This is a genomic window from Pseudoxanthomonas sp. J31, assembly GCF_000510725.1.
Classification (GTDB): domain Bacteria; phylum Pseudomonadota; class Gammaproteobacteria; order Xanthomonadales; family Xanthomonadaceae; genus Pseudoxanthomonas.
Window position 1 is genome coordinate 171,193 of sequence record NZ_AZNZ01000007.1, and the last position, 20,998, is coordinate 192,190.

Consider the following 20,998-nt stretch of genomic DNA (forward strand, 5'->3'; position numbering starts at 1 on the left):
CATGGCCCCTACCGGCGGGCGCCAGCCGCGGCTGGCGGTACTGGTCTCCGGCCGCGGCAGCAACCTGCAGGCGGTGCTGGACGCGATCGACGAAGGCCGCCTCGACGCCGAGGTGGTCGGGGTGTTCTCCGACCGCCCGGAGGCGCCGGCGCTGGCCAAGGTCGCGCCGGAGCTGCGCTGGAGCCGCAAGGCCCGCGCCTATCCCGACCGCGCCGCGTTCGACGCCGACCTGGCCGAGGCGGTGGCCGCCTGCCGCCCGGACTGGATCTTCTGCGCCGGCTACATGCGCATCCTCGGCGATGCCTTCGTGCGCCGCTTCGAAGGCCGCCTGCTCAACGTCCACCCCTCGCTGCTGCCGCTGTACAAGGGCCTGCACACCCATGCGCGGGCGCTGGAGGCCGGCGACGCCGAACACGGCGCCAGCGTGCACTTCGTGGTCCCGGAACTGGACGCCGGCGCGGTGGTGGCCCAGGTGCGCATCCTGGTGATGCCCGGCGACACACCCGACACCCTGGCCGCGCGCCTGCTGCCGCACGAACACCGGCTGGTCACCGCGGTGCTCGGGCTGGCGGTGGCCGGACGCCTGGCTGAACGCGATGCACGGGTCTGGGTCGACGGTCAGTGCCTGTTTAAACCGCTGCAACTAGATTCCGCGGGCACCCTGAAGCCGGAATCACGCGCCTGACACCGGCGCGCGGGCATGCTTCCCCGTCGTCCCCCTGCCCGAGCCGCATGCGCCCCATCCTCGCCTCCCTCCTGCTGCTGACCGCCAGCGCCCTCCAGGCGCAACCCGCCCGTGCGCAGGAAGCGGCGCCGCCCGGCCTGCCCGCGCTGCCGCCGGCGCCACGCGTGCTGGAACCGTTCCAGGCCACCTACGAGGCTTGGTACCGCGGCCGCCCCGCCGGCAGCGCCACCATGCGCCTGGTGCGCCAGGACCCGCGGCACTGGACGATCGAGCTGGACCTGCGCGCCGAGCGCGGCGTGGCCAGCCTGGCGCGGCTGAACATCCACCAGAGCACACTGTTCGACGAGCACGACGGCCACTACCGCCCCCTGGGCCAGAACACCGAGCGGCGCGCGGTGCTGTTCGGCAAGCAGGTCAGCGGCAGCTACGACTGGGGCGCGATGCAGGCGCGCTGGAGCGGCGACATCAGCCGCGAGCGCCGGCGCCCGGTGCCGCTGCAGCCGGGGGACATGAGCGCCCTGCTGATCAACCTGGCGCTGATGCGCGACGCCCGCCCCGGCGCGGTGCTGGAATACCGCTTCGTCGACGGCGGCCGCGTGCGCGGGCACGTCTATCATGTCGGGCAGACGCCGGAGACGCTGGCCGTGGGCGACATGAGCTACGAGGCCTTGCGGGTCGAACGCCGCGACCGCGACGGCGACCAGACCCTGGTCTGGGTCGCCGACGGCGTGCCCACCCCGATCCGCATCCTGCAACGCGAGGACGGCGAGGACGAGGTCGACCTGCGCCTGATCGAGTACCGAGGAGCCTGAGATGAACCGGACCCGCCCCCTGATCCGCCTCCCGCTGCTGCTGGGCCTGCTCGCCGCCGCCGTGCCGGCGCTGGCGATGGAGCCGTTCACCGCCGACTACACCGCCAGCTACATGGGCATGCGCGCCGATGGCACCATGACCCTGGTGCGCGAGTCCGGCGACCGCTGGAAGTACAGCCTGCGCATCCGCAACCAGGTCGCCGACCTGAGCCAGGTCACCGTGTTCGACGAGCACCAGGGCACCCTGCGTCCGCTGAGCAGCAGCGACAGCTCGGTGGCGCTGATCAAGCGCAAGTCGGTGCAGGCCAACTACGACTGGAAGGCCGGCCAGGCCACCTGGAGCGGCGACGTCAAGCCCGAGCGCCGCGGCCCGGTGAAGCTGCAGCCCGGCGACATGGACGCGCTGCTGATCAACCTGGCCGTGGCCCGCGATCTGGCCGCGGGCAAGCCGCTGTCCTACCGCCTGGTCGACGAGGGCCGGGCCAAGCCGCTGCGCTACGAGGTGGCCGGCAAGGAGCAGATCACCGTCGCCGGCAAGCCGCGCCAGGCCACCAAGGTGGTGCGCCGCGACGACAAGCGCGAGACGATCGCCTGGATCGTGGCGGAAATGCCGGTGCCGGCGCGCATCCTGCAGCGCGAGAACGGCCAGGACACCATCGACCTGACCCTCAAGGCGCTGCGCTGAGCGCGGCGCCCTGGCCGGTTCACTCCTCGGCCTTGAACACCGTCTGGCACTGCACCCGGATCACCTCGCCGCTGCGGAACCAGCGGAAGGTGGTGCATTCGCGGTTACCCTCGCTGCTGCGTTCGGCGGTCACCGCGTAGAACGACTGCAGGATCTCGCCGCGGTCGACCACGCCATCGCCGTTCCAGTCCATGTCGGAGGTCTCGACCCCGCGGGTGGCGGCCATGCCCAGCCAGCCGGCCACGCCGATCAGCACCAGCATCGCCGCCAGCAGGCCCAGCAGGACCTTGCGGCGGGTGGTCATGCGTCCTCGCAGCAGCATTCAGCCCTCCCCTTGCCGCGCGTCGATGCGGCGGATGCTGGCGCCCAGCGCGCCGAGCTTGGCCTCGATGTTCTCGTAGCCGCGGTCCAGGTGGTAGATGCGGTCGATGGTGGTTTCGCCCTGCGCCACCAGGCCGGCCAGCACCAGGCAGGCCGAGGCGCGCAGGTCGGTGGCCATCACCGGAGCGCCGCTGAGGCGCGGCACGCCGCGCACCACCGCGGTATGCCCGTCGATCTGGATGTCCGCGCCCAGCCGCAGCAGTTCGTTGACGTGCATGAAGCGGTTCTCGAAGATCGTCTCGCTGATCACGCCCACGCCCTCGGCCACGCAGTTGAGCGCCATGAATTGCGCCTGCATGTCGGTCGGGAACGCCGGGTACGGCGCGGTGGTCAGGCTGACCGCGCGCGGGCGCCGGCCCTCCATGTCCACGGTGATGCTGTCCGCGGTGGTGGCGACCGTGGCGCCGGCCTCGCGGAGCTTGTCCAGCACCGCTTCCAGGGTATCCGGCCGCGCGTTGCGCGCGGTCACCCGGCCGCCGGTCATGGCTGCGGCCACCAGGAAGGTGCCGGTCTCGATCCGGTCGGGCAGCACCACGTGGCGGCCGCCGCCCAGGCGCTCCACGCCGTGGATGGTGATCCGCGCGGTGCCCGCGCCCTCGATCCGCGCGCCGAGCGCGTTGAGGCAATCGGCCAGGTCGACCACCTCCGGCTCCATCGCCGCGTTCTCCAGCACCGTGGTGCCCTCGGCCAGGGTGGCGGCGGCCATCACGTTCTCGGTGCCGGTGACGGTGACCATCTCGAACACGAAGCGCGCGCCCTTCAGGCGCCCGGCGCGGGCCTTGATGTAGCCGTTCTCGACGCTGATTTCCGCGCCCAGTGCCTGCAGCCCGCGGATGTGCTGGTCCACCGGGCGCGAGCCGATCGCGCAACCGCCCGGCAGCGCCACCTCGGCCGCGCCATGGCGCGCCAGCAGCGGGCCCAGCACCAGGATCGAGGCGCGCATGGTCTTGACCAGGTCGTAGGGGGCCACGTGGTTGCGCACCGTGCGCGGGTCGACCACCAAGCTGCGCGCCAGCTCGCCCTGCTTGTAGTCCACGCTCGCGCCCAGCTCGCCCAGCAGCTTGAGCGTGGTCATCACGTCGTGCAGGTGGGGGACGTTGGCAATCGCCACCGGAGCGTCGGCCAGCAGGGTCGCGCACAGGATGGGCAGGACGGCGTTCTTGGCGCCGGAGATGGCGACTTCGCCGCGGAGCGGCGCGCCGCCGCTGACTACGATCTTCTGCATGGGAACCCGGGTACGGGGGAAACGGTGGGAAACGGCGCCATGCGGCGCGCCTCAGGCGGCCTCGTCGGGGGTCACGGTCCGGAGCGACAGGGCGTGGATCGCCCCGCCCATCAGGTCGCCCAGGGTCGCGTAGACCATCCGGTGGCGGGCCAGCGGCAGTTTGCCGCGGAAGGCCTCGCAGACCACGGTCGCCTCGAAGTGCACGCCATCGTCGCCCTGCACGTGGGCTTTGGCACCGGGCAGGCCTTGCTCGATCAGGCGGGCGATGGTGTCGGCGTCCATGAAGCTGTTGGCCTAGAATGAAGCACCCTAGTCTAGCGAATCCGGGCCGCTCCCGGGCCGATACATGAGCGCAGCCGCCGAGTCATCCGCCGAACCCGCGCAGCTGGCCGCCGCCGGCAGGCGCGTGTTCCAGGTCGAAGCCCAGGCCCTGGAAGCGGTCGGGCAGCGGGTCGGCGAGGACTTCGCCCGCGCCTGCCGGCTGATCCTGGCCTCGCGCGGGCGCCTGGTCTGCACCGGCATGGGCAAGTCCGGGCACGTGGCGCGCAAGATCGCCGCCACCCTCGCCTCCACCGGCACCCCGGCGTTCTTCGTCCACCCCGGCGAGGCCGGGCATGGCGATCTGGGCATGATCACCGACGCGGACATCGTGCTGGCGCTGTCCTATTCCGGCGAGTCGGACGAGGTGCTGATGCTGCTGCCGGCCCTGCGCCGCCAGGGCAACAAGGTGATCGCGATGACCGGTCGCCCGCAGTCCACCCTGGCGCGCGAGGCCGACATCCACCTGGACGTGGGCGTGCCGGCCGAGGCCTGCCCGCTGCACCTGGCCCCGACGTCCTCCACCACCGCCTCGCTGGCCATGGGCGACGCCCTGGCGGTGGCGCTGCTGGAGGCGCGCGGCTTCACCGCCGACGACTTCGCCCGTTCGCACCCGGCCGGCAGCCTCGGCCGGCGCCTGCTGCTGCACGTCACCGACGTGATGCACGGCGGCGAGGAACTGCCCTGCGTCGGCGAGGACGCCAGCGTGGCCGAGGCGCTGGTGGAGATGAGCCGCAAGCGCCTGGGCATGACCGCGATCGCCGCCGCCGACGGACGCCTGGCCGGGATCTTCACCGACGGCGACCTGCGCCGCGCCCTGGACCGCGGCATCGACGTCCGCCAGGCGCGGATCGCCGAGGTCATGACCCGCAACCCGCGCACGATCGACGCCGGGCAGATGGCCACCGAGGCCGCGCACCTGATGGAGCGCCACCGCATCAACGGCCTGATCGTGGTCGACGCCGAGCAGCGCCCGGTGGGCGCGCTCAATGTTCACGACCTGTTGCGAGCACGCGTGGTTTAACCGCCCCATGTCCCCGGAACCGATCGTGGCCTACGACCCGCTGTCCCTCGTCCCCCCGGAAATCGCCGAGCGCGCGCGCCAGGTCCGGCTGGTGTGTCTGGACGTGGACGGCACCCTCACCGACGGCCGCCTGTACTTCGACGCCGCCGGCAACGAGATGAAGTCCTTCAGCGTGCTCGACGGCCAGGGCCTGGTGCAGCTGCGCCGCTTCGGTTTCCACGTCGCGCTGATCACCGCCCGCCCCAGCCTGGTGGCGCAGAAGCGCGGCGCCGACCTCGGCCTGGAAACCCACATCGGCGTGGCCGACAAGCTCGCCTGCATGGACGAACTGCTGGCCCGCCACGGCCTGGCGCGCGAACAGGCCTGCTTCGTCGGCGACGACCTGCCGGACCTGGACTGCCTGTGCGTGGCCGGCCTCTCCGTGGCGCCGGCCAACGCCCATCCGTGGATCGCCGAACGGGTCCACTGGCGCACCCGCGGCCGCGCCGGGGAAGGCGCGGTGCGCGAGGTCTGCGACGTGCTGCTGGCGGCGCACGGCCACGTGCCGGCGATCCTCGCCGGGCACGGCTCGCGCGACGGACGCCGGGCATGAACTGGCGCCTGCTCCTGGGCCTGGTGCTGCTGGCGGCCGCCGCGGCCACCGGCTGGTCGGCCTGGCAGATGCGCGGGCGCGAGGCGCCGGCGGCCGCCAGCGGCGAGCGCTCGGACTACGTGCTGCGCGACTTCGAACTGGTGATCCTCGGCAAGGACGGGCTGGAGTCGGTGCGGGTGCAGTCGCCGGAGCTGCAGCGCCGCGAGGACGAGAGCATGGACCTGGAGCAGCCGCTGTTCCTGGCCCCCGCCGAGCCCGGGCCGTGGCGGCTGTCGGCCGAGCGTGGCTGGATCAGCGCCGACGGCGAGCTGCTGCGCCTGGAGGGCAACGTCGCCGGCGACAGCGACCCGGCCAGCCCCGCCCCGAGCAGCTTCCGCACCGACGTGCTGGAATTCCTCCCGGCGCAGGACCTGGCGCGCACCGACCGCCCGGTGCGCGTCACCCGCCCCGGCCTGCTGCAGACCGGCAACGGCATGGAAGCCAACCTCAAGACCCGCCAGTACCGCCTCCTTTCCCAGGTCAGGACTCGCTATGAACCTTCCGCGCGCCCTTAAGTCCCGGACCGCCGCCCTCGCCGTGCTGGCGCTGGCCACGCTGTCCTCCACCGCCCTGGGCAAGAGCTCGGACCGCAACCAGCCGATGACGCTGGACTCGGACAACTCCGACTGCAGCCAGGCCAGCGCAGACTCGCGCTGCGTCTTCACCGGCAACGTCGAGATCGTGCAGGGCACCCTGCACATCACCGCCGCGCGCGCCGAGATCGTGCAGCGCGGCGGCGAGATCGAGCAGGTGGTGCTGACCGGCAAGCAGGCCACGATGCGCCAGGAGATGGACGACGGCGCGACCATGAACGCCCGCGCCGACCGCATCGTCTACGAGCCGAAGAAGGAGCTGCTGACGCTCACCGGCAACTACACGGTCGAATCCCCGCGCGGCAGCAACAGCGGCCAGCGCATGGTCTACAACATGGCCAGCGGCCAGATGCAGAGCGGCGGCGACGGCACCCGCGTGCGCACCGTGATCCAGCCGCGCGCCCAGCAGAACAAGGAAGGCAACTGATGCTCGTCGCCGAAGGCCTGCGCAAGAAGTACAAGCAGCGCGAGGTGGTGCGCGAGTTCGGCCTCTCGCTCGACGCCGGCGAGGTGGTGGGCCTGCTCGGCCCCAACGGCGCCGGCAAGACCACCTGCTTCTACATGATCGTCGGCCTGGTCGCCGCCGACGCCGGGCGCATCGTGCTCGATGGCCGCGACATCACCGCCGAGCCGATGTACACCCGCGCCCGCCTGGGCGTGGGCTACCTGCCGCAGGAACCCTCGGTGTTCCGCAAGCTCACCGTGGCCGACAACATCCGCCTGGTGCTGGAGCTGCGCGAGGACCTCAAGGACGGCGACGCGCTGGAAGCCGAGCTGTCCTCGCTGCTGGACGAGCTGCAGATCGGCCACGTCGCCGACCAGCTCGGCGCCAGCCTGTCCGGCGGCGAGCGCCGGCGCTGCGAGATCGCCCGCGCCCTGGCCGCCAGGCCGCGGCTGATGCTGCTGGACGAGCCGTTCGCCGGCGTCGACCCGATCTCGGTCGGCGAGATCCAGCGCATCGTCACCCACCTCAAGAACCGCGGCATCGGCGTGCTGATCACCGACCACAACGTGCGCGAGACCTTGGGAATCTGCGACCGTGCGTATATCCTCGCCGAGGGACGCGTTCTGGCGCAGGGGGCCCCGGACGCACTGCTGGCCAACCCGGACGTGCGCCGGGTCTACCTCGGGGACACCTTCCGCCTCTGACCCCCTGGCCCGGCAGCCCCAGGCTTCCTTTCTGGCAGGGACATGAAGGCACGGCTGCAGACATCGCTGGGACAGAGCCTGGTCATGACGCCGCAGCTGCGCCAGGCCATCCGCCTGTTGCAGATGTCCACGGTGGAGCTGCAGGCCGAGGTCGCCGAGGCGATCGAGACCAATCCCCTGCTGGAGTGGGCCGACGAGGCCTACCAGGAGCCGGTCGCCGCGGGCGACGGCGACGGCGCGGCTGCCGCGCCCTCGGACGATGTCCCGCCCGAGGGCGAGGACTGGGCGCCGGACGAGCCCGCCTGGCAGGCATCCGGCAGCGGCTACGACGAGGACGGCGACGACGCGGCCGAGCGCATGGCCGGGACCGAGACCCTGGCCGACCACCTGCTGTGGCAGCTGCACCTGTCGCCGCTGTCGGCGCGCGACCGCCGCATCGGCGCCATGCTGATCGACGCCCTGGACGAGGACGGCTACCTGCGCGAACCGCTGGCGTCCATCGCCGAGGCGCTGCTGCCGGAAACCCGCGCCAGCGAGGAGGAGATCCTCACCGTGCTGCACCAGCTGCAGCGCTTCGATCCGCCCGGAGTGGGCGCGCGCGACCTTGGCGAGTGCCTGCGCCTGCAGCTGGAAGTCCTGCCCGAATGCACCCCCGGCCGCGCCCTGGCCCTGCGCATCGTCGCCGCGCCGCTGGAGCGGCTGCCGAAGATCGGCACCGAGGGCCTGGCCCAGGAACTGCGCGCGCCGCCGTGCGACGTGGAGCAGGCGGTGCAGCTGGTGCGCTCGCTGGACCCGCGTCCGGGCAAGCGCATGGCCGAACTGGAACACGACAGCTACGTCGTGCCCGACTGCATCATCTGGCGCCAGCGCGGGGTGTGGAAGGCGGCGCTGTCGCGGCAGGCGCAGCCGAAGGTCGCCATCCACCGCGGCTACGAACAGCTGATCCGGCGCTGCGGCGACAGCGACGCCGGCTACCTGCGCGGCCAGCTGCAGGAAGCGCGCTGGCTGCTCAAGAGCCTGGAGGCGCGCGGCGAGACCCTGCTGAAGGTCGTGCGCTGCCTGCTGCGCCAGCAGGCCGGGTTCCTGGAGTTCGGCGAACAGGCGCTGCGTCCGCTGACCCTGCGCGAGGTCGCCGCCGAGCTCGGCCTGCACGAATCCACCGTCTCCCGCGCCATCGCCCGCAAGTACGTGCGCACCCCGCGCGGCACCCTGCCGCTGAAGGCGTTCTTCGCCTCCGGCATCGACACCGACGGCGGCGGCGAGGCCTCCAGCACCGCGATCCAGGCCATGATCCGCCGCCTGATCGACGACGAGAACCCGCGCAAGCCGCTTTCCGACGCCAAGCTGGCCGACCTGCTCAAGCAGTCGGGCGTGCCGGTGGCGCGGCGCACGGTGGCGAAGTATCGTGAGCTCATGAACATTCCGGCGTCGCACGAGCGGGTCCGCATCGGCTAGGCGCGTGACCGGCATCGTGCGGGGCCGCCCACAGCGGCAACCACAAAGGAGGTTCACGATGCGCATCGAAACGTACGGCCAGCAGCTGGAGATCACCCCGGCCCTGCGCGATTACGTGGAGGAGAAGCTGCGTCGGCTCGACCGGCATTTCGACCAGCCGATCGCCGCCCGCGTGCAGCTCGGCCTGCGCAAGCCCTCCCACCGCGCGGCCGCGGACCTCTCCGTCCCGGGCCGTACCCTGCACGCCGAGGCCGAGGCCCAGACCATGTACGCGGCCATCGACCTGCTGGCGGACAAGCTGGACCGCCAGATCCTCAAGCACAAGGAAAAGAACCAGGACTACCAGGCGCCCCGCGTCCTCCCGGACGTCGGCTGACCCGCCCCCGCCGCCCGGCCGGCACCCGCCCGGCCGGGACGCGCGAGCCCGTTTGGGCGACAATCACGCGACCCCTGCCAGAAGGACCCGGGCCGCATGAGGAATGCCAGCATCACCGCACGCGAACTGTTCGAGCAGCAGCAGGACAAGTTGTCGCTGCGCTGGCTGGCCGGCCAGAAGGGCGGGTCCCGCGAGATCGACTCCGGCGACACCAATTCCCGCCGCCCCTCGCTGGCCGGCTACCTCAATGCCATCTACCCCAACAAGGTGCAGATCCTCGGCAGCGAGGAACTGGCCTGGCTCGACTCGCTGGACTCGCGCCAGCGCTGGGAAACCATCGAGAAGATCATCCAGGCCCGGCCGCTGGCGCTGGTGATCAGCAAGAACCAGTCCTGCCCCGAGGACCTGCGCGCGGCCGCCGAGGAGACCGATACCCCGCTGTGGGTCTCGCCGCGGCGCGGCCACGAGCTGCTCAACCACCTCTCCTACCACCTGGCCCGTACCCTCGCCCCGCGCGTGACCCTGCACGGGGTGTTCATGGAGATCTATTCCATCGGCGTGCTGATCACCGGCGAGGCCGGCTCGGGCAAGAGCGAGCTGGCGCTGGAACTGCTCAGCCGCGGCCACCGCCTGGTCGCCGACGACGCCCCCGAATTCACCCAGATCGCCCCGGACGTGCTCGACGGCACCTGCCCGGAGCTGTTGCAGGACCTGCTGGAGGTGCGCGGCCTGGGCGTGCTCAACGTGCGCGAGATGTTCGGCGACACCGCGGTCAAGAAGAACAAGTACCTGCGCCTGATCGTGCACCTGACCCGGCCGATGACCGAGCCCTCGCCGCACGGCTACGAGCGCCTGACCGGCGACTCCGGCACCCGCCACGTGCTGGACCTGGACGTGCCGCTGATCACCCTGCCGGTGATGCCCGGCCGCAACCTGGCCGTGCTCACCGAGGCGGCGACCCGCCTGCACATCCTGCGCACCAAGGGCATCGACCCGGCGGCGATGTTCATCGCCCGGCACAGCAACCTGCTGGAGCGCCGCGGCTCATGACCACCACCACCCGCCCCACCCTGGTGATCGTCAGCGGCCTGTCCGGCTCGGGCAAGTCGGTGGCGCTGAAGACCTTCGAGGACCTGGACTACTACTGCGTCGACAACCTGCCGCTGGAGCTGCTGCCGGCCTTCGTCGGCTCGCTGGTGCGCGAGGACGGCCTGCCCGAGCGCATGGCCGTGGGCATCGACGTGCGCAGCCGCAAGGACGACCTCGGCCGCCTGGCCGAGTGGCGCGCCGCGGCCGGGTCGCTGGGCGTGGACGCGCGCCTGCTGTTCTTCGAGGCCGAGGACCACATCCTGCTGCGGCGCTACGCCGACACCCGCCGCCGCCACCCGCTCAGCCGCCTGGGCCTGTCGCTGCCGGAGGCGATCGCGCGCGAGCGCCAGATCATCGCCCCGCTGCGGCGCGAGGCCGACGCGGTGATCGACACCAGCCACCTCAACGTGCACCAGCTGCGGCGCCAGGTCATCACCGGCTTCGCCCTGGAGCACAGCCCGGGCCTGTCCCTGCTGTTCGAGTCCTTCGCCTACAAGCGCGGGGTGCCGGAGGAGGCGGACTTCGTGTTCGATGCCCGGGTCCTGCCCAACCCGCACTGGGAGCCGGCGCTGCGCCCGCTGACCGGCCGCGACCAGCGCGTGCGCGACTACCTGGATGCCCAGCCGGAGGTGGACGCCTACGCCCGCCAGGTGGCGGAGTTCCTGGACACCTGGCTGCCGCGCCTGCGCAACGACACCCGCGCCTACGTGACCGTGGCCTTCGGCTGCACCGGCGGCAAGCACCGCTCGGTGTACCTGGCCGAGCGCCTGGCCGCCCACGCCCGCGAACAGGGCTGGAACGAGGTCGCCACCTACCACCGCGAGCAGGACTGAGCCCCCGCCGCTGCCGCCGGCGGCACCGCCGCGCGGAAAGGCGCGACGGCGGTCGGGGTGCTCTGTTAACTTCCCGCCATGGCATGTGGCATCCTCCTGATCACCCATCCCGGCGTCGGTAGCGCCCTCCTGGCCGTGGCCACGGCCCTGCTGCGCAAGCTGCCGTTGAAGGCGGAAGCCTTCGAGGTCCCGTTCGACGCCGACCCCGACCAGCTCCTGCCGGCCGCCTCCGCGGCGCTGCGGCGGGTCGACGGGGGCGACGGCGTGCTGGTCCTGACCGACCTGTACGGCGCCAGCCCCAGCAACCTCGCCGCCCAGGTGGCAAGGCTCGGCACGCCGGTCCGTCGGGTCTCGGCGCTGAGCCTGCCAATGCTGCTGCGGGTCATGAACTATCCGGAACAGGGACTGGACGAACTGCCCGCCACCGCGGCGGCGGGCGCGCGCAATGGAGCGATCATCGACGATGCTTGAACGTGAACTCACCGTGTCCAACCGCCTGGGCCTGCATGCCCGGGCCACCGCCAAGCTGGTCCAGGCGCTGGCACCCTTCCGCTGCGCCGTGACCCTGCAGGCGAAGGGACGCGAGGTCAACGCCAAGAGCATCATGGGGGTGATGCTGCTGGCCGCCGGCCAGGGCACCCCGGTCACCGTGCGCACCGACGGGGTCGACGAGGCCGAGGCGATGCAGGCCGTGGTCGATCTGTTCGAGAACCGGTTCGACGAGGACGCCTGAGCCATGCGCGGGCCGGGCCGCCAGCACGCGTCGCCGCGCCCGTCCAGGGGGACGCCCGGATGAGGCTGGCCTTCGCCGGGCATGGCGCTTCCCGCGGCCTGGCCCTGGGCCGGGCCCGGGTCCGCCTCCCGCACGCGCTGGAGGTGACCGAGCAGCGGCTGCCGGCCTCGCGGGTCAAGGAGGAGGCCGCGCGCCTGCACGGGGCCTTGGAGGCCACCCGTGCCGAGATGCGCACCCTGCGCGAGAAGCTGCAGGGCGCGCTGTCGAAGGAAGCCATCGAATTCATCGACCTGCACGCGCTGCTGCTGGACGACCCGGAGCTGGTGCAGGCGCTGGAGGCCCTGATCCAGCAGGAACGCTATTCGGCCGGCTACGCCCTGCGCGTGCAGCGCGACCGCCTGGCCGCGGTGTTCCAGTCCATGGACGACCCCTACCTGCGGGCCCGCCTGGACGACCTGGACCACATCATCGGCCGGGTCAACGCCCACCTGCACAAGCACGACCCGCTGCCGCGCGGCACCGCCGGCGAGGTCCTGGTGTGCGAGAACGTGGCCCCGTCCGAGCTGGCCCAGCTGCAGGCCCAGGGCGTGGTGGCGATCGTCTCCGCCGGCGGCAGCCCGCTGTCGCACACCGCCATCCTCGCCCGCAGCCTGCACATGCCGCTGGTGGTCGGCGCGGCCGAGGCGCTGTCGCGGATCAACGATGGCGACGTGCTGATGGTCGACGGCGAGAGCGGCCAGCTGGTGCTGGACCCGGACGCCGCCGACCTGCGCCGCTACCGCGAGCTGCAGCAGCGCGAACAGCGCGAGCGGCGCGACCTGGAGCGGCTGCGCAGCAAGCCCACCCGCACCCGCGACGGGGTCGACATCGCCCTGTACGCCAATGCCGAGTCGCGCGAGGACGTGGCCCGCGCCCACGCGCTCGGCGCGGCCGGCGTGGGCCTGTACCGCACCGAGTTCCTGTTCCTGCAGGACCGCGAGTCGCCGGGCGAGGAAGAGCAGTACCTGGCCTACCGCGACGCGGTCCTGGCCATGGGGGGGCGCCCGGTCACCTTCCGCACGCTGGACCTGGGCGCGGACAAGGCCGACCGCGCCGGCCTGGCCCTGGCCAACGAGGCCAACCCGGCGCTGGGCGTGCGCGGCGTGCGCCTGTCGCTGCTGTACGACGCGGTGTTCGACACCCAGCTGCGCGCCATCGTCCGCGCCTCGGCCTACGGCCCGGTGCGGGTGCTGGTGCCGATGGTCTCCTGCCGCGAGGAAATGCTGATCGTGCGCCGCCGCCTGCGCCGCGCGGTGGCCGCGGTGCGCCGCCGCGGCATCGCCGCGGAGGTGCCGCCGCTGGGGGCGATGATCGAGGTGCCGGCCGCGGCGATCGGCGTGCACGGCCTGGCCGACGCGGTCGACTTCCTCTCGGTGGGCACCAACGACCTGGTGCAGTACCTGCTGGCGGTGGACCGCAACAACGACGCCCTCGGCGACCTGTACTCGCCGCTGCACCCGGGCGTGCTGCGCCTGCTTGCGCACGTGCTGCGCGCCGGCGCCGAGCACCGCATGCCGGTGGCCGTGTGCGGCGAGATGGCCGGCGACCCGCGCCTGGCACCGCTGCTGCTGGCCCTGGGCCTGCGCGAGTTCAGCCTGCATCCGGCCGGCCTGCTGGAACTGCGCCGCACCATCCGCGAATGCGACCTGGCACGGCTGCAGGAACGCGCCCCGCGCCTGCTGCAGGCGCGCGACCGGCGCGGCATCGAGCGCTGGCTGGAATCGGCCTGACCCTATCCAAACGCGACGGGCGCGGGGGATAATGCCTGCCATGAACGCCTGACCTGCCGCGCGCCTCCCGTTGCGGCATCGCCCCCAACCCGGAGCCGCGCATGGCCGAAGCCGTCCGCCACGACAAGACCGCGCGCCAGCTGCGCCTGCTGTCCGACGCGCTGGACAGCGGCCGGCTCGGCCCGGTGCGGCGGCTGGTCAACACCCTCTCCCCCGCCGAGATCGGCAACCTGCTGGAATCGCTGCCGCCGGGCAAGCGCGAGGTGGTGTGGGGCCTGGTCGACGCCGAGGACGACGGCGAGGTGCTGCTGCACGTCGGCGACGAGGTGCGCGAGAGCCTGATCGCCGACATGGACCCGGACGAGCTGGTCGCGGCGGTCGAGGACCTGGACATCGACGACCTGGCCGACCTGGTCGAGGACCTGCCGGACACGGTGATCGACGAGGTCCTCAAGTCGATGGACCGCGAGAACCGGGAACGGCTGGAGCAGGTGCTGTCCTACCCGGAGGACACCGCCGGCCGCCTGATGAACCCGGATGTGGTCACCGTGCGCGCCGACGTCAACGTCGACGTGGTCCTGCGCTACCTGCGCCTGCGCGGCGAGCTGCCCGACCACACCGACCACCTGTACGTGGTCAGCCGCCGCCACCAGTACCTGGGCCGGGTTTCGCTGGCCGCGCTGGTGACCCACGAGGACTCCACCCCGATCAACCGCCTGATCGACGACGAGCAGCCGGCGATCGACGTGGGCGAGAGCGCCCAGGAAGTGGCGCGCCGCTTCTCCGACCACGACTGGGTTTCGGCCCCGGTGGTGGACGAGAACAACATCCTGCTCGGCCGCATCACCATCGACGACGTGGTCGACATCATCCGCGAGCAGGCCGAGCACCAGGCGCTGGGCGCCGCCGGCCTGGACGAGGACGAGGACCTGTTCTCGCCGGTCAAGCGCGCCGTGCGCGGCCGCGTGGTGTGGCTGGGCATCAACCTGTTCACCGCCTTCATGGCCGCCGGCGTGATCGGCCAGTTCGAGGCCACCCTGGAGAAGGTGGTGGCACTGGCGGTGCTGATGCCGATCGTGGCCGGCATCGGCGGCAACGCCGCGGTGCAGGTGCTGACCCTGATGGTGCGCGGCCTGGCCCTGGGCCAGGTGGGCTCGAGCAACGCCGGCATCCTGATGTGGAAGGAGATCCGCGTCGCCCTGATCAACGGCGTGCTGATCGGCGGCATCGTCGGCCTGATCGCGCTGCTGTGGTTCGGCGACCCGGTGCTGTCGCTGGTGATCGCCCTGGCCCTGGTGATCAACTTCTGCGCCGCCGCCAGTGCCGGCGTGCTGCTGCCGCTGCTGCTGCGGCGGATGAACATCGACCCGGCGGTAGCCGGCACCGTGGTGGTCACCGCGGTCACCGACGTGATGGGCTTCTTCTGCTTCCTCGGCCTGGCCACGGCGATCCTGCTGCACTGAACGCCCCGGCCAGGCCGGCGCCAGCCACGAAGCCACGGTTGCCCGGGTACCGGTCGGGCCCGGCTCTGCATTCCTTCCCCGCTTCGTGCCGCCTGCGGCAGCGCGCCCCGGCCGCAGCCGCGTTCCCGCCCGGCCAACACCGCCTGCGCCACCCCACGGCACGCCGCGCGGACCGTTTGCCGCCCGCCCAGCCGCGCGGTGCGTGCCGACAGCACGCCACAAGGCTTTCCTACAGCCGGCGCCGGCAGCGCCCGATTACGCGCGCCCGCGCAACGCGGGAAGCTGCGGTCCCCGCGGACCACCGCCCTGCCCATGCGCCTGCTGCTGCTCGCCCTGCTCTGCCTGCTGCCTGCCGCCACGTTGCCGGCGGCCCCGGCCACGCCCGCGCCGATGCTGGCCTCGACCTGGCGCGGCGACCAGCCGGTGCACGCCTTCCTGGTCAGCGAGAAGCTGGACGGCGTGCGTGCGCGCTGGGACGGGCGCCGGCTATGGACCCGCGGTGGCGCGCCAGTCCCCGCGCCCGCGGGGTTCACCCGCGGCTGGCCGGCCGAGCCCATGGATGGCGAACTGTGGCTGGGCCGCGGCCGCTTCGACGAGCTCAGCGCCCTGGTCCGCCGCGTCGGCGGCACCGCCGCGGACTGGCAGGGCGTGCGCTTCATGCTGTTCGACCTGCCCGCGCACCCCGGGCCGTTCGCGCAACGGCTGCAGCGCATGCGCGAGCTGGTGGCCGCCGCGCGCAGCCCGACCCTGGCCCTGGTTGAACAGCGCCGGTTCGATTCGGCCGCGGCGCTGGACGCGGAACTGGCGCGGGTGGTCGCCGCCGGCGGCGAAGGCCTGGTCCTGCATCGGGCCGACGGCCTGTACCGATCCGGACGCAGCGACACCCTGTTCAAGTACAAGCCACACGAAGACGCCGAGGCCCAGGTCCTCGCCCACCTCCCCGGCAAGGGCCGCCACCACGGCCGCATGGGCGCGCTGCTGGTGCGCACCGCCGACGGCCGCCAGTTCCGCATCGGCAGTGGCTTCAGCGACGCCCAGCGCGAGGCCCCGCCTCCGGTGGGCAGCTGGGTCACCTACCGCTACAGCGGCCTGACCGGCAACGGCCTGCCTCGCTTCCCCCGCTTCCTGCGCATCCGCCACGAACTGCCGCCGCCGGAGCCGGGCCGGCCAGCCGCCGCCACGCGCTGATCGTCCTTGCCCGCTGGCCGCGCCACCCGGAGCGGCGGCGCCCCCCTGCGCCCCGGCCGTCCGGTCGTGCCCTGGCAGTCCCCCCTTGGCACCTGGCCAGGCGCGTTGGCGCTCCTGGCTCTTCCCCGCCGCGCCCTCGGGCCGCCCCCTTGCTGCTGGCGCCGCCTGCGCTCCCTCCCCCGGGCTCCCTTCTGCCGGGCTCCCCTCCGCCTTGCGTGCCAACCCCGGCAGCCCCTGCACCTGCCGCACCGCATCCGGTCGCTGTCACGGGCGGTGGCGCCCCGCAGACGCCCACGGCGAGGCGCCCGGAGCGCCCCGCACCAATGTGGCCGTTGTCCCATTTCACGCAATCGACAGAAACCTGAATACGGAATTGTGCACTGCGTCCTCCAGAGCCGCCGGTCCGCGCCGACCAAGCGGTGCAGCCCGCAATCCCCCCGTCCGCGCGGCTGCACTGTCGCCGCCGCCCGCTCGCGCAAGCAGCAGCTCCTCCCCCGGCCGGCGGCGACAGGCCGGAACCGCAAGCGTGAGGTAGCAAGTGTCCAAGCTGCAGCGTGCCCCGCTCACCGTGGCCCTGGCCCTGGCCCTGTCGGCCTGCGGTGGCGGCGGTGGAACCAAGTCCAACCCGCCGGCTGCCCCCGAGCCGGCACGACCCGCCCCGTCGCAGCCGTCCCAGCCCAGCCAGCCGGCCACGCCGGCGCAGCCGGACCCGCTGCCGGGCACCGACTGCAGCAGCGCGGGCTCGGCCCAGTCCTGCCACTACCGCTACAAGGGCGTGCAGGACAACCTGCTGGTGCCCACCGGCGCGCTCGCCGCGCACGAGGCCGGCCTGACCGGCAAGGGCGTCAAGGTCGGCCTGCTCGACGGCCAGCACGAAGTGGCCTACGCCCCCCTCGACGGCCGCGTGGCCTGGTACCGCGACTACACCGGCAAGAGCGAATACGACAGCTACGGCCACGGCGCGGTCGTGGCCGCGGCCCTCGCCGGCCGCGCGGTCAGCGGCTTCGGCGGCGGCGTCGCCCCGGAAGCGGAGCTGTACTGGGGCGTCACCTGCTACAACAACTGGTGCACCGCGGACATGGCGCGCGACGCCATCGCCGACATGGGCAGCCGCGGCGTGCGCCTGTACAACTGGTCGGTGGGCACCACCGCCACCGACGAGGACAACCTGCGCCGCCAGGCCGAGGGCTACGCGCAGTGGCTGCGCGGCGTGATCGACGTGGACGGCCTGCTGGTCGCGGCGGCCGGCAACGACTCCAGCCCCGAGCCGTCCACCACTTCGCTGATGCCGCGCTTCATGCAGGAATGGAACAGGCACCTGCTGGTGGTGGCAGCGGTGGACCTCGACAAGAGCGGCAAGGCCACCGGCCTGGCCGACTACAGCAACGCCTGCGGCAGCGCCGCCTCCTGGTGCCTGGTGGCCCCGGGCCTGGTCGCGGTGCCGGGCGTGGACGGCACCCAGTTCAAGGGCCGCGCCTCGGGCACCTCGCTGGCCGCCCCGGCGGTCACCGGCACGACGGCGATGGTGTGGCAGGCGTTCCCGTGGATGAGCGCCAGCAACGTGCAGCAGACCATCCTGACCACGGCCACCGACCTGGGCCAGCCGGGCGTCGACGCGGTGTACGGCTGGGGCCTGCTCAACGCCAACAAGGCCGTGCGCGGCCCCGGCGCGTTCACCGACACCTTCACCGCCCACGTCCCCTCCGGCAGCTACGCCTTCGCCAACGACATCGGCGGCAGCGGCGGCCTGACCAAGACCGGCGCCGGCAGCCTGTGGCTGACCGGCCAGAACAGCTACACCGGCCTGACCCACGTCCAGGGCGGCCATCTGGGCATGCCCCGCGGCACCGCCGGCAGCGTGCGCGTCGGCAACGGCGCGGTGTTCCAGGGCGCCGGACGGATCGGCGGCGACTTCACCGCCAGCCCCCAGGCCACCACCGCCATCGCCATCGGCGAGCCGCTGCAAGTGCAGGGCCAGGCCAACCTCGCCGGCACCCTGCACCTGCTGGCGCCGGCCCCGGGCTACCCGGTGGGCAGCAGCGAGCGCCTGATGGGTTACCGCTCGCATACCGGCGTGTTCTCCGCAGTCACCTACGGCAGCGGCTTCTTCTACACCGCCCAGCTGGACTACGGCAGCAACAGCCTGGACGCGAGGCTGGAGCGCACCAGCGCCGCCAGCACCGCCAGCGCGCTGGGCGCGCCGCAGGCAGTGGTAGACGGCGCGCGCATGGCCGACGGCCTGCTCGACCACACCGCCGGCCTGCAGCCGGGTGGCGGCAACGACGCCCTGATCGACCTGGTCGGCAAGCTGGCCAGCGTGCCCACGCCCGCCGAGGCCGAGGCCTCGCTGGCCAGCCTGGCCGCCGAGGTGCACGGCACCGCGCGCGCGGTGGCGGTGCAGCAGGCCGTGGCCGCCACCCAGCGCCTGGCCGACCGCGTGGCCCTGCTGGAACCGGAAGCCGCCGGCTTCTGGGGCAGCGCCACTGCCCAGGCGGGCGCATTCGAGCGGCCCGGCTTTGCCGATGCCGACTGGCACGCCACCGGCTTCACCGCCGGCGTGGACCACGCCTTCGGCCCGCTGCTGGCCGGCGCCGCGCTCAACAGCGGGCGCAGCCGTGCCGACCTGGACGCGATCGGCGGCGGCTTCGATGCCGATTCCGCCGGCCTGGACCTGTACGCGCGCCTGGCCACCGAAAGCGGCTACCTGTCCGCCAGCCTGGGCTACGAGCGCGCCTCGGTGAATACCCACCGCACGGTACTCGTCGGCGACCAGGCCATGGCCGTGTCCGGCGGCCACACCGATACCACCCTCAGCGCGCGCCTGGAGGCCGGGCGCGAGGTCTATGCCGGCGTGACCCCGTTCGTCGCTGCCGGCTGGATCCGCCACCGCCAGGGCGCGCTGCACGAGGCCGGCGGACAGGGCCTGGAACTGCGCGCCGACGCGGATGCCAGCGAAGTCCGCTACGGCGAGCTGGGCCTGCGCCTGCGCCTGGTCCGCGACCGCCTGTCGCTGCACGGGCTGGCCGCCGGGCGCTGGCTGTCCGGCGACACCGATGCCGGCTTCCCGGCCTGGTTCGCCGAAGCCCCCGGGGTGCTGGTCCCGGTCAGCGGGCAGCAGGTGCCGGAACACGGCGCGCGCGCGGCCGCCGGACTGGACTACGCCCGCTCGGCGCGCTCGCACTGGAGCCTGGACGTGGGCGCCGACCACGGTGCCGGCCACGCCGACGACGTGTACATCAGCGCCGGCTACCGCCGCGCCTTCTGAGCCCGGTCCCGACGCCGCCGGCACGGCCCCGCTCCGGTGGGGCCGTGCCGTTTCCGGGAGTGCAGGCGTCGCAGCGCTCACTGCGGCTTGCTCCGCCGGCGTCCACAATGGATGCCCGCCGCGGAGGAGCACCGATGCATCCGTACCGTTTACTCTGGCTGCTTGTCCTGCTTGCCTGCCTGCCCGTGAGTGCCTGCCAGACCCCGCCATCGCTGCCGGACACCGGCGGCTTCGTCCAGCGCGAGCTGGAGTTCGAGGGACGCGTCCACCGCTACGCGGTGTTCGTGCCGGCCGCGGCACGCCGCGGCGGACCGCTGCCGGTGGTGCTGTTCCTGCACGGTTCCGGCGAGCGCGGCGAGGACGGCCAGGCCCAGACCACGGCCGGCCTGGGCCCGTACCTGCGCCGCCATGCCGGCACCTTCCCGGCCCTGGTGGTGATGCCGCAGGTGCGCCGGGGCGAGGAATGGACCGGGGCCAACGCGCGCATGGCGCTGGCGGCGCTGGACGCGGCCAGCGCCGAGTTCGGCGGCGACCCGGCGCGCACCTACGCCACCGGCATGTCGATGGGCGGCTATGGCACCTGGGAAGTCGCCCTGCTGGCACCTGACCGCTTCGCCGCGCTGGTGCCGGTGTGCGCCGGCGTGCTCGCGCCGCGCGCAGTGCGCCCTACCCTTTACGTCACGCCCGTGGCCGGCGAGCCCGACCCGCATGCGGCACTGGTGCAGCGCCTGCGCCACCTGCCGGTATGGATGTTCCATGGCGCGCGCGACGACGTGGTGCTGCCGCACGACACCCGTCGCGTGTACCAGCTCGCGCGCCAGGCCGGCGCGGATTTCCGCTATACCGAATACCCCGAAGGCAACCACAATGCCTGGGACGCGACCTATGCCGATCCCGCGATGTGGGACTGGCTGTTCGCCCAGCGCCTGCCCCCCAACCGGACTCCACCGTGACCCTGCTGATCGACGACTACTTCCAGCCCGGCTGGCGCGAGCGCGCGGTCGTCTGCGCCGCCTGCGAATGGGAGGGCGACAGCCGCGCCATGGTGCTGGAGCCGCACGAGGACCTCAGTGAGTACCTGTGCCCGCGCTGCGAGGACATCGTGCTGGTGGTGCGGCATCCGGACCTGGAGCAGGTGCGGGCGGCGGCCGCCGCCGGGCACCCGGAGGCGCTGGAGCAGCTGGCGCTGCTGCAGGAATACCTGGCGCAGCAGCGGGACTGAAGCCGGCCGCCTCCCGGTGCCGGCCACGCCCGGGGCTACATGGACGAAGGGCGCCCGCCTCGCGGCGGACGCCCCTCGCGTACCGGCAGCCCTGGCTGCCGC

23 protein-coding genes are annotated in these 20,998 nt (G+C 72.9%); 20 read left to right on the plus strand and 3 right to left on the minus strand.

Annotated elements, in window-relative coordinates; all coding sequences use genetic code 11:
- The first annotated feature begins 1 nt into the window (after position 1).
- The 3 genes from purN to PSEJ31_RS0109710 are packed head-to-tail and all read left to right on the plus strand — an operon-like array spanning position 2 to position 2,182.
- On the plus strand, positions 2–685 hold the full coding sequence (gene purN / locus PSEJ31_RS0109700) for a phosphoribosylglycinamide formyltransferase (RefSeq protein WP_028915340.1): 684 nt from the start codon (positions 2–4) through the stop codon (positions 683–685).
- Positions 686–732: 47 nt separating this feature from the next.
- The gene (locus PSEJ31_RS0109705; protein WP_028915341.1) at positions 733–1,497 is read left to right on the plus strand and encodes a DUF3108 domain-containing protein; all 765 of its coding nucleotides are present in this window, start codon (positions 733–735) and stop codon (positions 1,495–1,497) included.
- Between the two features lies 1 nt (position 1,498).
- Positions 1,499–2,182: a DUF3108 domain-containing protein gene (locus tag PSEJ31_RS0109710; protein ID WP_037034947.1), complete on the plus strand. Its 684-nt coding sequence runs from the start codon at positions 1,499–1,501 to the stop codon at positions 2,180–2,182.
- A gap of 19 nt (positions 2,183–2,201) precedes the next feature.
- Here the strand turns inward: PSEJ31_RS0109710 and PSEJ31_RS0109715 are convergent, their stop codons facing one another.
- The 3 genes from PSEJ31_RS0109715 to PSEJ31_RS0109725 are packed head-to-tail and all read right to left on the minus strand — an operon-like array spanning position 2,202 to position 4,070.
- A complete protein-coding gene (locus PSEJ31_RS0109715; protein WP_019397478.1) occupies positions 2,202–2,504 on the minus strand; it encodes a hypothetical protein in 303 nt (100 codons plus the stop codon).
- Positions 2,505–3,788: a UDP-N-acetylglucosamine 1-carboxyvinyltransferase gene (murA, locus tag PSEJ31_RS0109720; protein WP_019397477.1), complete on the minus strand. Its 1,284-nt coding sequence runs from the start codon at positions 3,786–3,788 to the stop codon at positions 2,505–2,507.
- Between the two features lie 51 nt (positions 3,789–3,839).
- Positions 3,840–4,070 carry a BolA/IbaG family iron-sulfur metabolism protein gene (locus PSEJ31_RS0109725; RefSeq protein ID WP_019397476.1) on the minus strand — a complete coding sequence of 77 codons (231 nt, stop codon included), beginning with the start codon at positions 4,068–4,070 and terminating at the stop codon, positions 3,840–3,842.
- 64 nt (positions 4,071–4,134) lie between these two features.
- On the opposite strand from PSEJ31_RS0109725, the gene PSEJ31_RS0109730 reads away from it, so the two are divergent.
- The 17 genes from PSEJ31_RS0109730 to PSEJ31_RS0109810 all read left to right on the plus strand — a co-directional run bounded on the left by PSEJ31_RS0109730 (position 4,135) and on the right by PSEJ31_RS0109810 (position 20,896).
- Entirely contained in the window at positions 4,135–5,130 is a 996-nt protein-coding gene (locus PSEJ31_RS0109730) for a KpsF/GutQ family sugar-phosphate isomerase (protein ID WP_019397475.1), read from the plus strand.
- A gap of 25 nt (positions 5,131–5,155) precedes the next feature.
- A complete protein-coding gene (locus PSEJ31_RS0109735; RefSeq protein ID WP_026010263.1) occupies positions 5,156–5,722 on the plus strand; it encodes a 3-deoxy-D-manno-octulosonate 8-phosphate phosphatase in 567 nt (188 codons plus the stop codon).
- The gene (gene lptC, locus PSEJ31_RS0109740; RefSeq protein ID WP_019397473.1) at positions 5,719–6,276 is read left to right on the plus strand and encodes an LPS export ABC transporter periplasmic protein LptC; all 558 of its coding nucleotides are present in this window, start codon (positions 5,719–5,721) and stop codon (positions 6,274–6,276) included. The genes PSEJ31_RS0109735 and lptC overlap by 4 nt, the downstream gene beginning before the upstream one ends.
- Positions 6,254–6,781 carry a lipopolysaccharide transport periplasmic protein LptA gene (gene lptA / locus PSEJ31_RS0109745; protein ID WP_026010262.1) on the plus strand — a complete coding sequence of 176 codons (528 nt, stop codon included), beginning with the start codon at positions 6,254–6,256 and terminating at the stop codon, positions 6,779–6,781. The genes lptC and lptA overlap by 23 nt, the downstream gene beginning before the upstream one ends.
- The gene (gene lptB, locus PSEJ31_RS0109750; RefSeq protein ID WP_019397471.1) at positions 6,781–7,503 is read left to right on the plus strand and encodes an LPS export ABC transporter ATP-binding protein; all 723 of its coding nucleotides are present in this window, start codon (positions 6,781–6,783) and stop codon (positions 7,501–7,503) included. Before lptA ends, lptB begins: the two co-directional genes overlap by 1 nt.
- Before the next feature lie 42 nt (positions 7,504–7,545).
- Positions 7,546–8,958, plus strand: coding sequence for an RNA polymerase factor sigma-54 (locus PSEJ31_RS0109755; RefSeq protein ID WP_028915343.1), 1,413 nt, complete (start codon positions 7,546–7,548; stop codon positions 8,956–8,958).
- 58 nt (positions 8,959–9,016) lie between these two features.
- Positions 9,017–9,334, plus strand: a complete 318-nt coding sequence (gene raiA, locus PSEJ31_RS0109760; protein ID WP_019397469.1) for a ribosome-associated translation inhibitor RaiA — start codon at positions 9,017–9,019, stop codon at positions 9,332–9,334.
- Between the two features lie 96 nt (positions 9,335–9,430).
- On the plus strand, positions 9,431–10,384 hold the full coding sequence (hprK, locus tag PSEJ31_RS0109765) for an HPr(Ser) kinase/phosphatase (protein ID WP_019397468.1): 954 nt from the start codon (positions 9,431–9,433) through the stop codon (positions 10,382–10,384).
- On the plus strand, positions 10,381–11,256 hold the full coding sequence (gene rapZ, locus PSEJ31_RS0109770) for an RNase adapter RapZ (protein WP_028915344.1): 876 nt from the start codon (positions 10,381–10,383) through the stop codon (positions 11,254–11,256). Before hprK ends, rapZ begins: the two co-directional genes overlap by 4 nt.
- Positions 11,257–11,334: 78 nt before the next feature.
- Positions 11,335–11,727, plus strand: a complete 393-nt coding sequence (locus PSEJ31_RS0109775; RefSeq protein ID WP_019397466.1) for a PTS sugar transporter subunit IIA — start codon at positions 11,335–11,337, stop codon at positions 11,725–11,727.
- Positions 11,720–11,989, plus strand: coding sequence for an HPr family phosphocarrier protein (locus PSEJ31_RS0109780; protein WP_028915345.1), 270 nt, complete (start codon positions 11,720–11,722; stop codon positions 11,987–11,989). Before PSEJ31_RS0109775 ends, PSEJ31_RS0109780 begins: the two co-directional genes overlap by 8 nt.
- Before the next feature lie 59 nt (positions 11,990–12,048).
- A complete protein-coding gene (gene ptsP, locus PSEJ31_RS0109785) occupies positions 12,049–13,758 on the plus strand; it encodes a phosphoenolpyruvate--protein phosphotransferase (protein ID WP_019397464.1) in 1,710 nt (569 codons plus the stop codon).
- Positions 13,759–13,859: 101 nt separating this feature from the next.
- A complete protein-coding gene (mgtE, locus tag PSEJ31_RS0109790; RefSeq protein ID WP_019397463.1) occupies positions 13,860–15,221 on the plus strand; it encodes a magnesium transporter in 1,362 nt (453 codons plus the stop codon).
- Between the two features lie 312 nt (positions 15,222–15,533).
- Positions 15,534–16,409, plus strand: coding sequence for a DNA ligase (locus PSEJ31_RS0109795; RefSeq protein WP_028915346.1), 876 nt, complete (start codon positions 15,534–15,536; stop codon positions 16,407–16,409).
- Between the two features lie 538 nt (positions 16,410–16,947).
- Positions 16,948–19,674 (plus strand): S8 family serine peptidase, encoded by a 2,727-nt coding sequence (locus PSEJ31_RS15950; protein ID WP_051403711.1) that lies wholly within the window; start codon positions 16,948–16,950, stop codon positions 19,672–19,674.
- Positions 19,675–19,808: 134 nt separating this feature from the next.
- On the plus strand, positions 19,809–20,627 hold the full coding sequence (locus tag PSEJ31_RS0109805) for a prolyl oligopeptidase family serine peptidase (RefSeq protein ID WP_028915347.1): 819 nt from the start codon (positions 19,809–19,811) through the stop codon (positions 20,625–20,627).
- Entirely contained in the window at positions 20,624–20,896 is a 273-nt protein-coding gene (locus tag PSEJ31_RS0109810) for a hypothetical protein (protein WP_028915348.1), read from the plus strand. Before PSEJ31_RS0109805 ends, PSEJ31_RS0109810 begins: the two co-directional genes overlap by 4 nt.
- The last annotated feature ends 102 nt before the right edge of the window (positions 20,897–20,998 follow it).

What these genes read in the sequence shown, in the direction of transcription:
- purN (WP_028915340.1), top strand. Translation starts at nt 2, where the DNA reads ATGGCCCCTACCGGCGGGCGCCAGCCGCGGCTGGCGGTACTGGTCTCC.
- PSEJ31_RS0109705 (WP_028915341.1), top strand. Translation starts at nt 733, where the DNA reads ATGCGCCCCATCCTCGCCTCCCTCCTGCTGCTGACCGCCAGCGCCCTC.
- PSEJ31_RS0109710 (WP_037034947.1), top strand. Translation starts at nt 1,499, where the DNA reads ATGAACCGGACCCGCCCCCTGATCCGCCTCCCGCTGCTGCTGGGCCTG.
- PSEJ31_RS0109715 (WP_019397478.1), bottom strand. Translation starts at nt 2,504, where the DNA reads ATGCTGCTGCGAGGACGCATGACCACCCGCCGCAAGGTCCTGCTGGGC.
- murA (WP_019397477.1), bottom strand. Translation starts at nt 3,788, where the DNA reads ATGCAGAAGATCGTAGTCAGCGGCGGCGCGCCGCTCCGCGGCGAAGTC.
- PSEJ31_RS0109725 (WP_019397476.1), bottom strand. Translation starts at nt 4,070, where the DNA reads ATGGACGCCGACACCATCGCCCGCCTGATCGAGCAAGGCCTGCCCGGT.
- PSEJ31_RS0109730 (WP_019397475.1), top strand. Translation starts at nt 4,135, where the DNA reads ATGAGCGCAGCCGCCGAGTCATCCGCCGAACCCGCGCAGCTGGCCGCC.
- lptC (WP_019397473.1), top strand. Translation starts at nt 5,719, where the DNA reads ATGAACTGGCGCCTGCTCCTGGGCCTGGTGCTGCTGGCGGCCGCCGCG.
- lptA (WP_026010262.1), top strand. Translation starts at nt 6,254, where the DNA reads ATGAACCTTCCGCGCGCCCTTAAGTCCCGGACCGCCGCCCTCGCCGTG.
- lptB (WP_019397471.1), top strand. Translation starts at nt 6,781, where the DNA reads ATGCTCGTCGCCGAAGGCCTGCGCAAGAAGTACAAGCAGCGCGAGGTG.
- PSEJ31_RS0109755 (WP_028915343.1), top strand. Translation starts at nt 7,546, where the DNA reads ATGAAGGCACGGCTGCAGACATCGCTGGGACAGAGCCTGGTCATGACG.
- raiA (WP_019397469.1), top strand. Translation starts at nt 9,017, where the DNA reads ATGCGCATCGAAACGTACGGCCAGCAGCTGGAGATCACCCCGGCCCTG.
- hprK (WP_019397468.1), top strand. Translation starts at nt 9,431, where the DNA reads ATGAGGAATGCCAGCATCACCGCACGCGAACTGTTCGAGCAGCAGCAG.
- rapZ (WP_028915344.1), top strand. Translation starts at nt 10,381, where the DNA reads ATGACCACCACCACCCGCCCCACCCTGGTGATCGTCAGCGGCCTGTCC.
- PSEJ31_RS0109775 (WP_019397466.1), top strand. Translation starts at nt 11,335, where the DNA reads ATGGCATGTGGCATCCTCCTGATCACCCATCCCGGCGTCGGTAGCGCC.
- PSEJ31_RS0109780 (WP_028915345.1), top strand. Translation starts at nt 11,720, where the DNA reads ATGCTTGAACGTGAACTCACCGTGTCCAACCGCCTGGGCCTGCATGCC.
- ptsP (WP_019397464.1), top strand. Translation starts at nt 12,049, where the DNA reads ATGAGGCTGGCCTTCGCCGGGCATGGCGCTTCCCGCGGCCTGGCCCTG.
- mgtE (WP_019397463.1), top strand. Translation starts at nt 13,860, where the DNA reads ATGGCCGAAGCCGTCCGCCACGACAAGACCGCGCGCCAGCTGCGCCTG.
- PSEJ31_RS0109795 (WP_028915346.1), top strand. Translation starts at nt 15,534, where the DNA reads ATGCGCCTGCTGCTGCTCGCCCTGCTCTGCCTGCTGCCTGCCGCCACG.
- PSEJ31_RS0109805 (WP_028915347.1), top strand. Translation starts at nt 19,809, where the DNA reads ATGCATCCGTACCGTTTACTCTGGCTGCTTGTCCTGCTTGCCTGCCTG.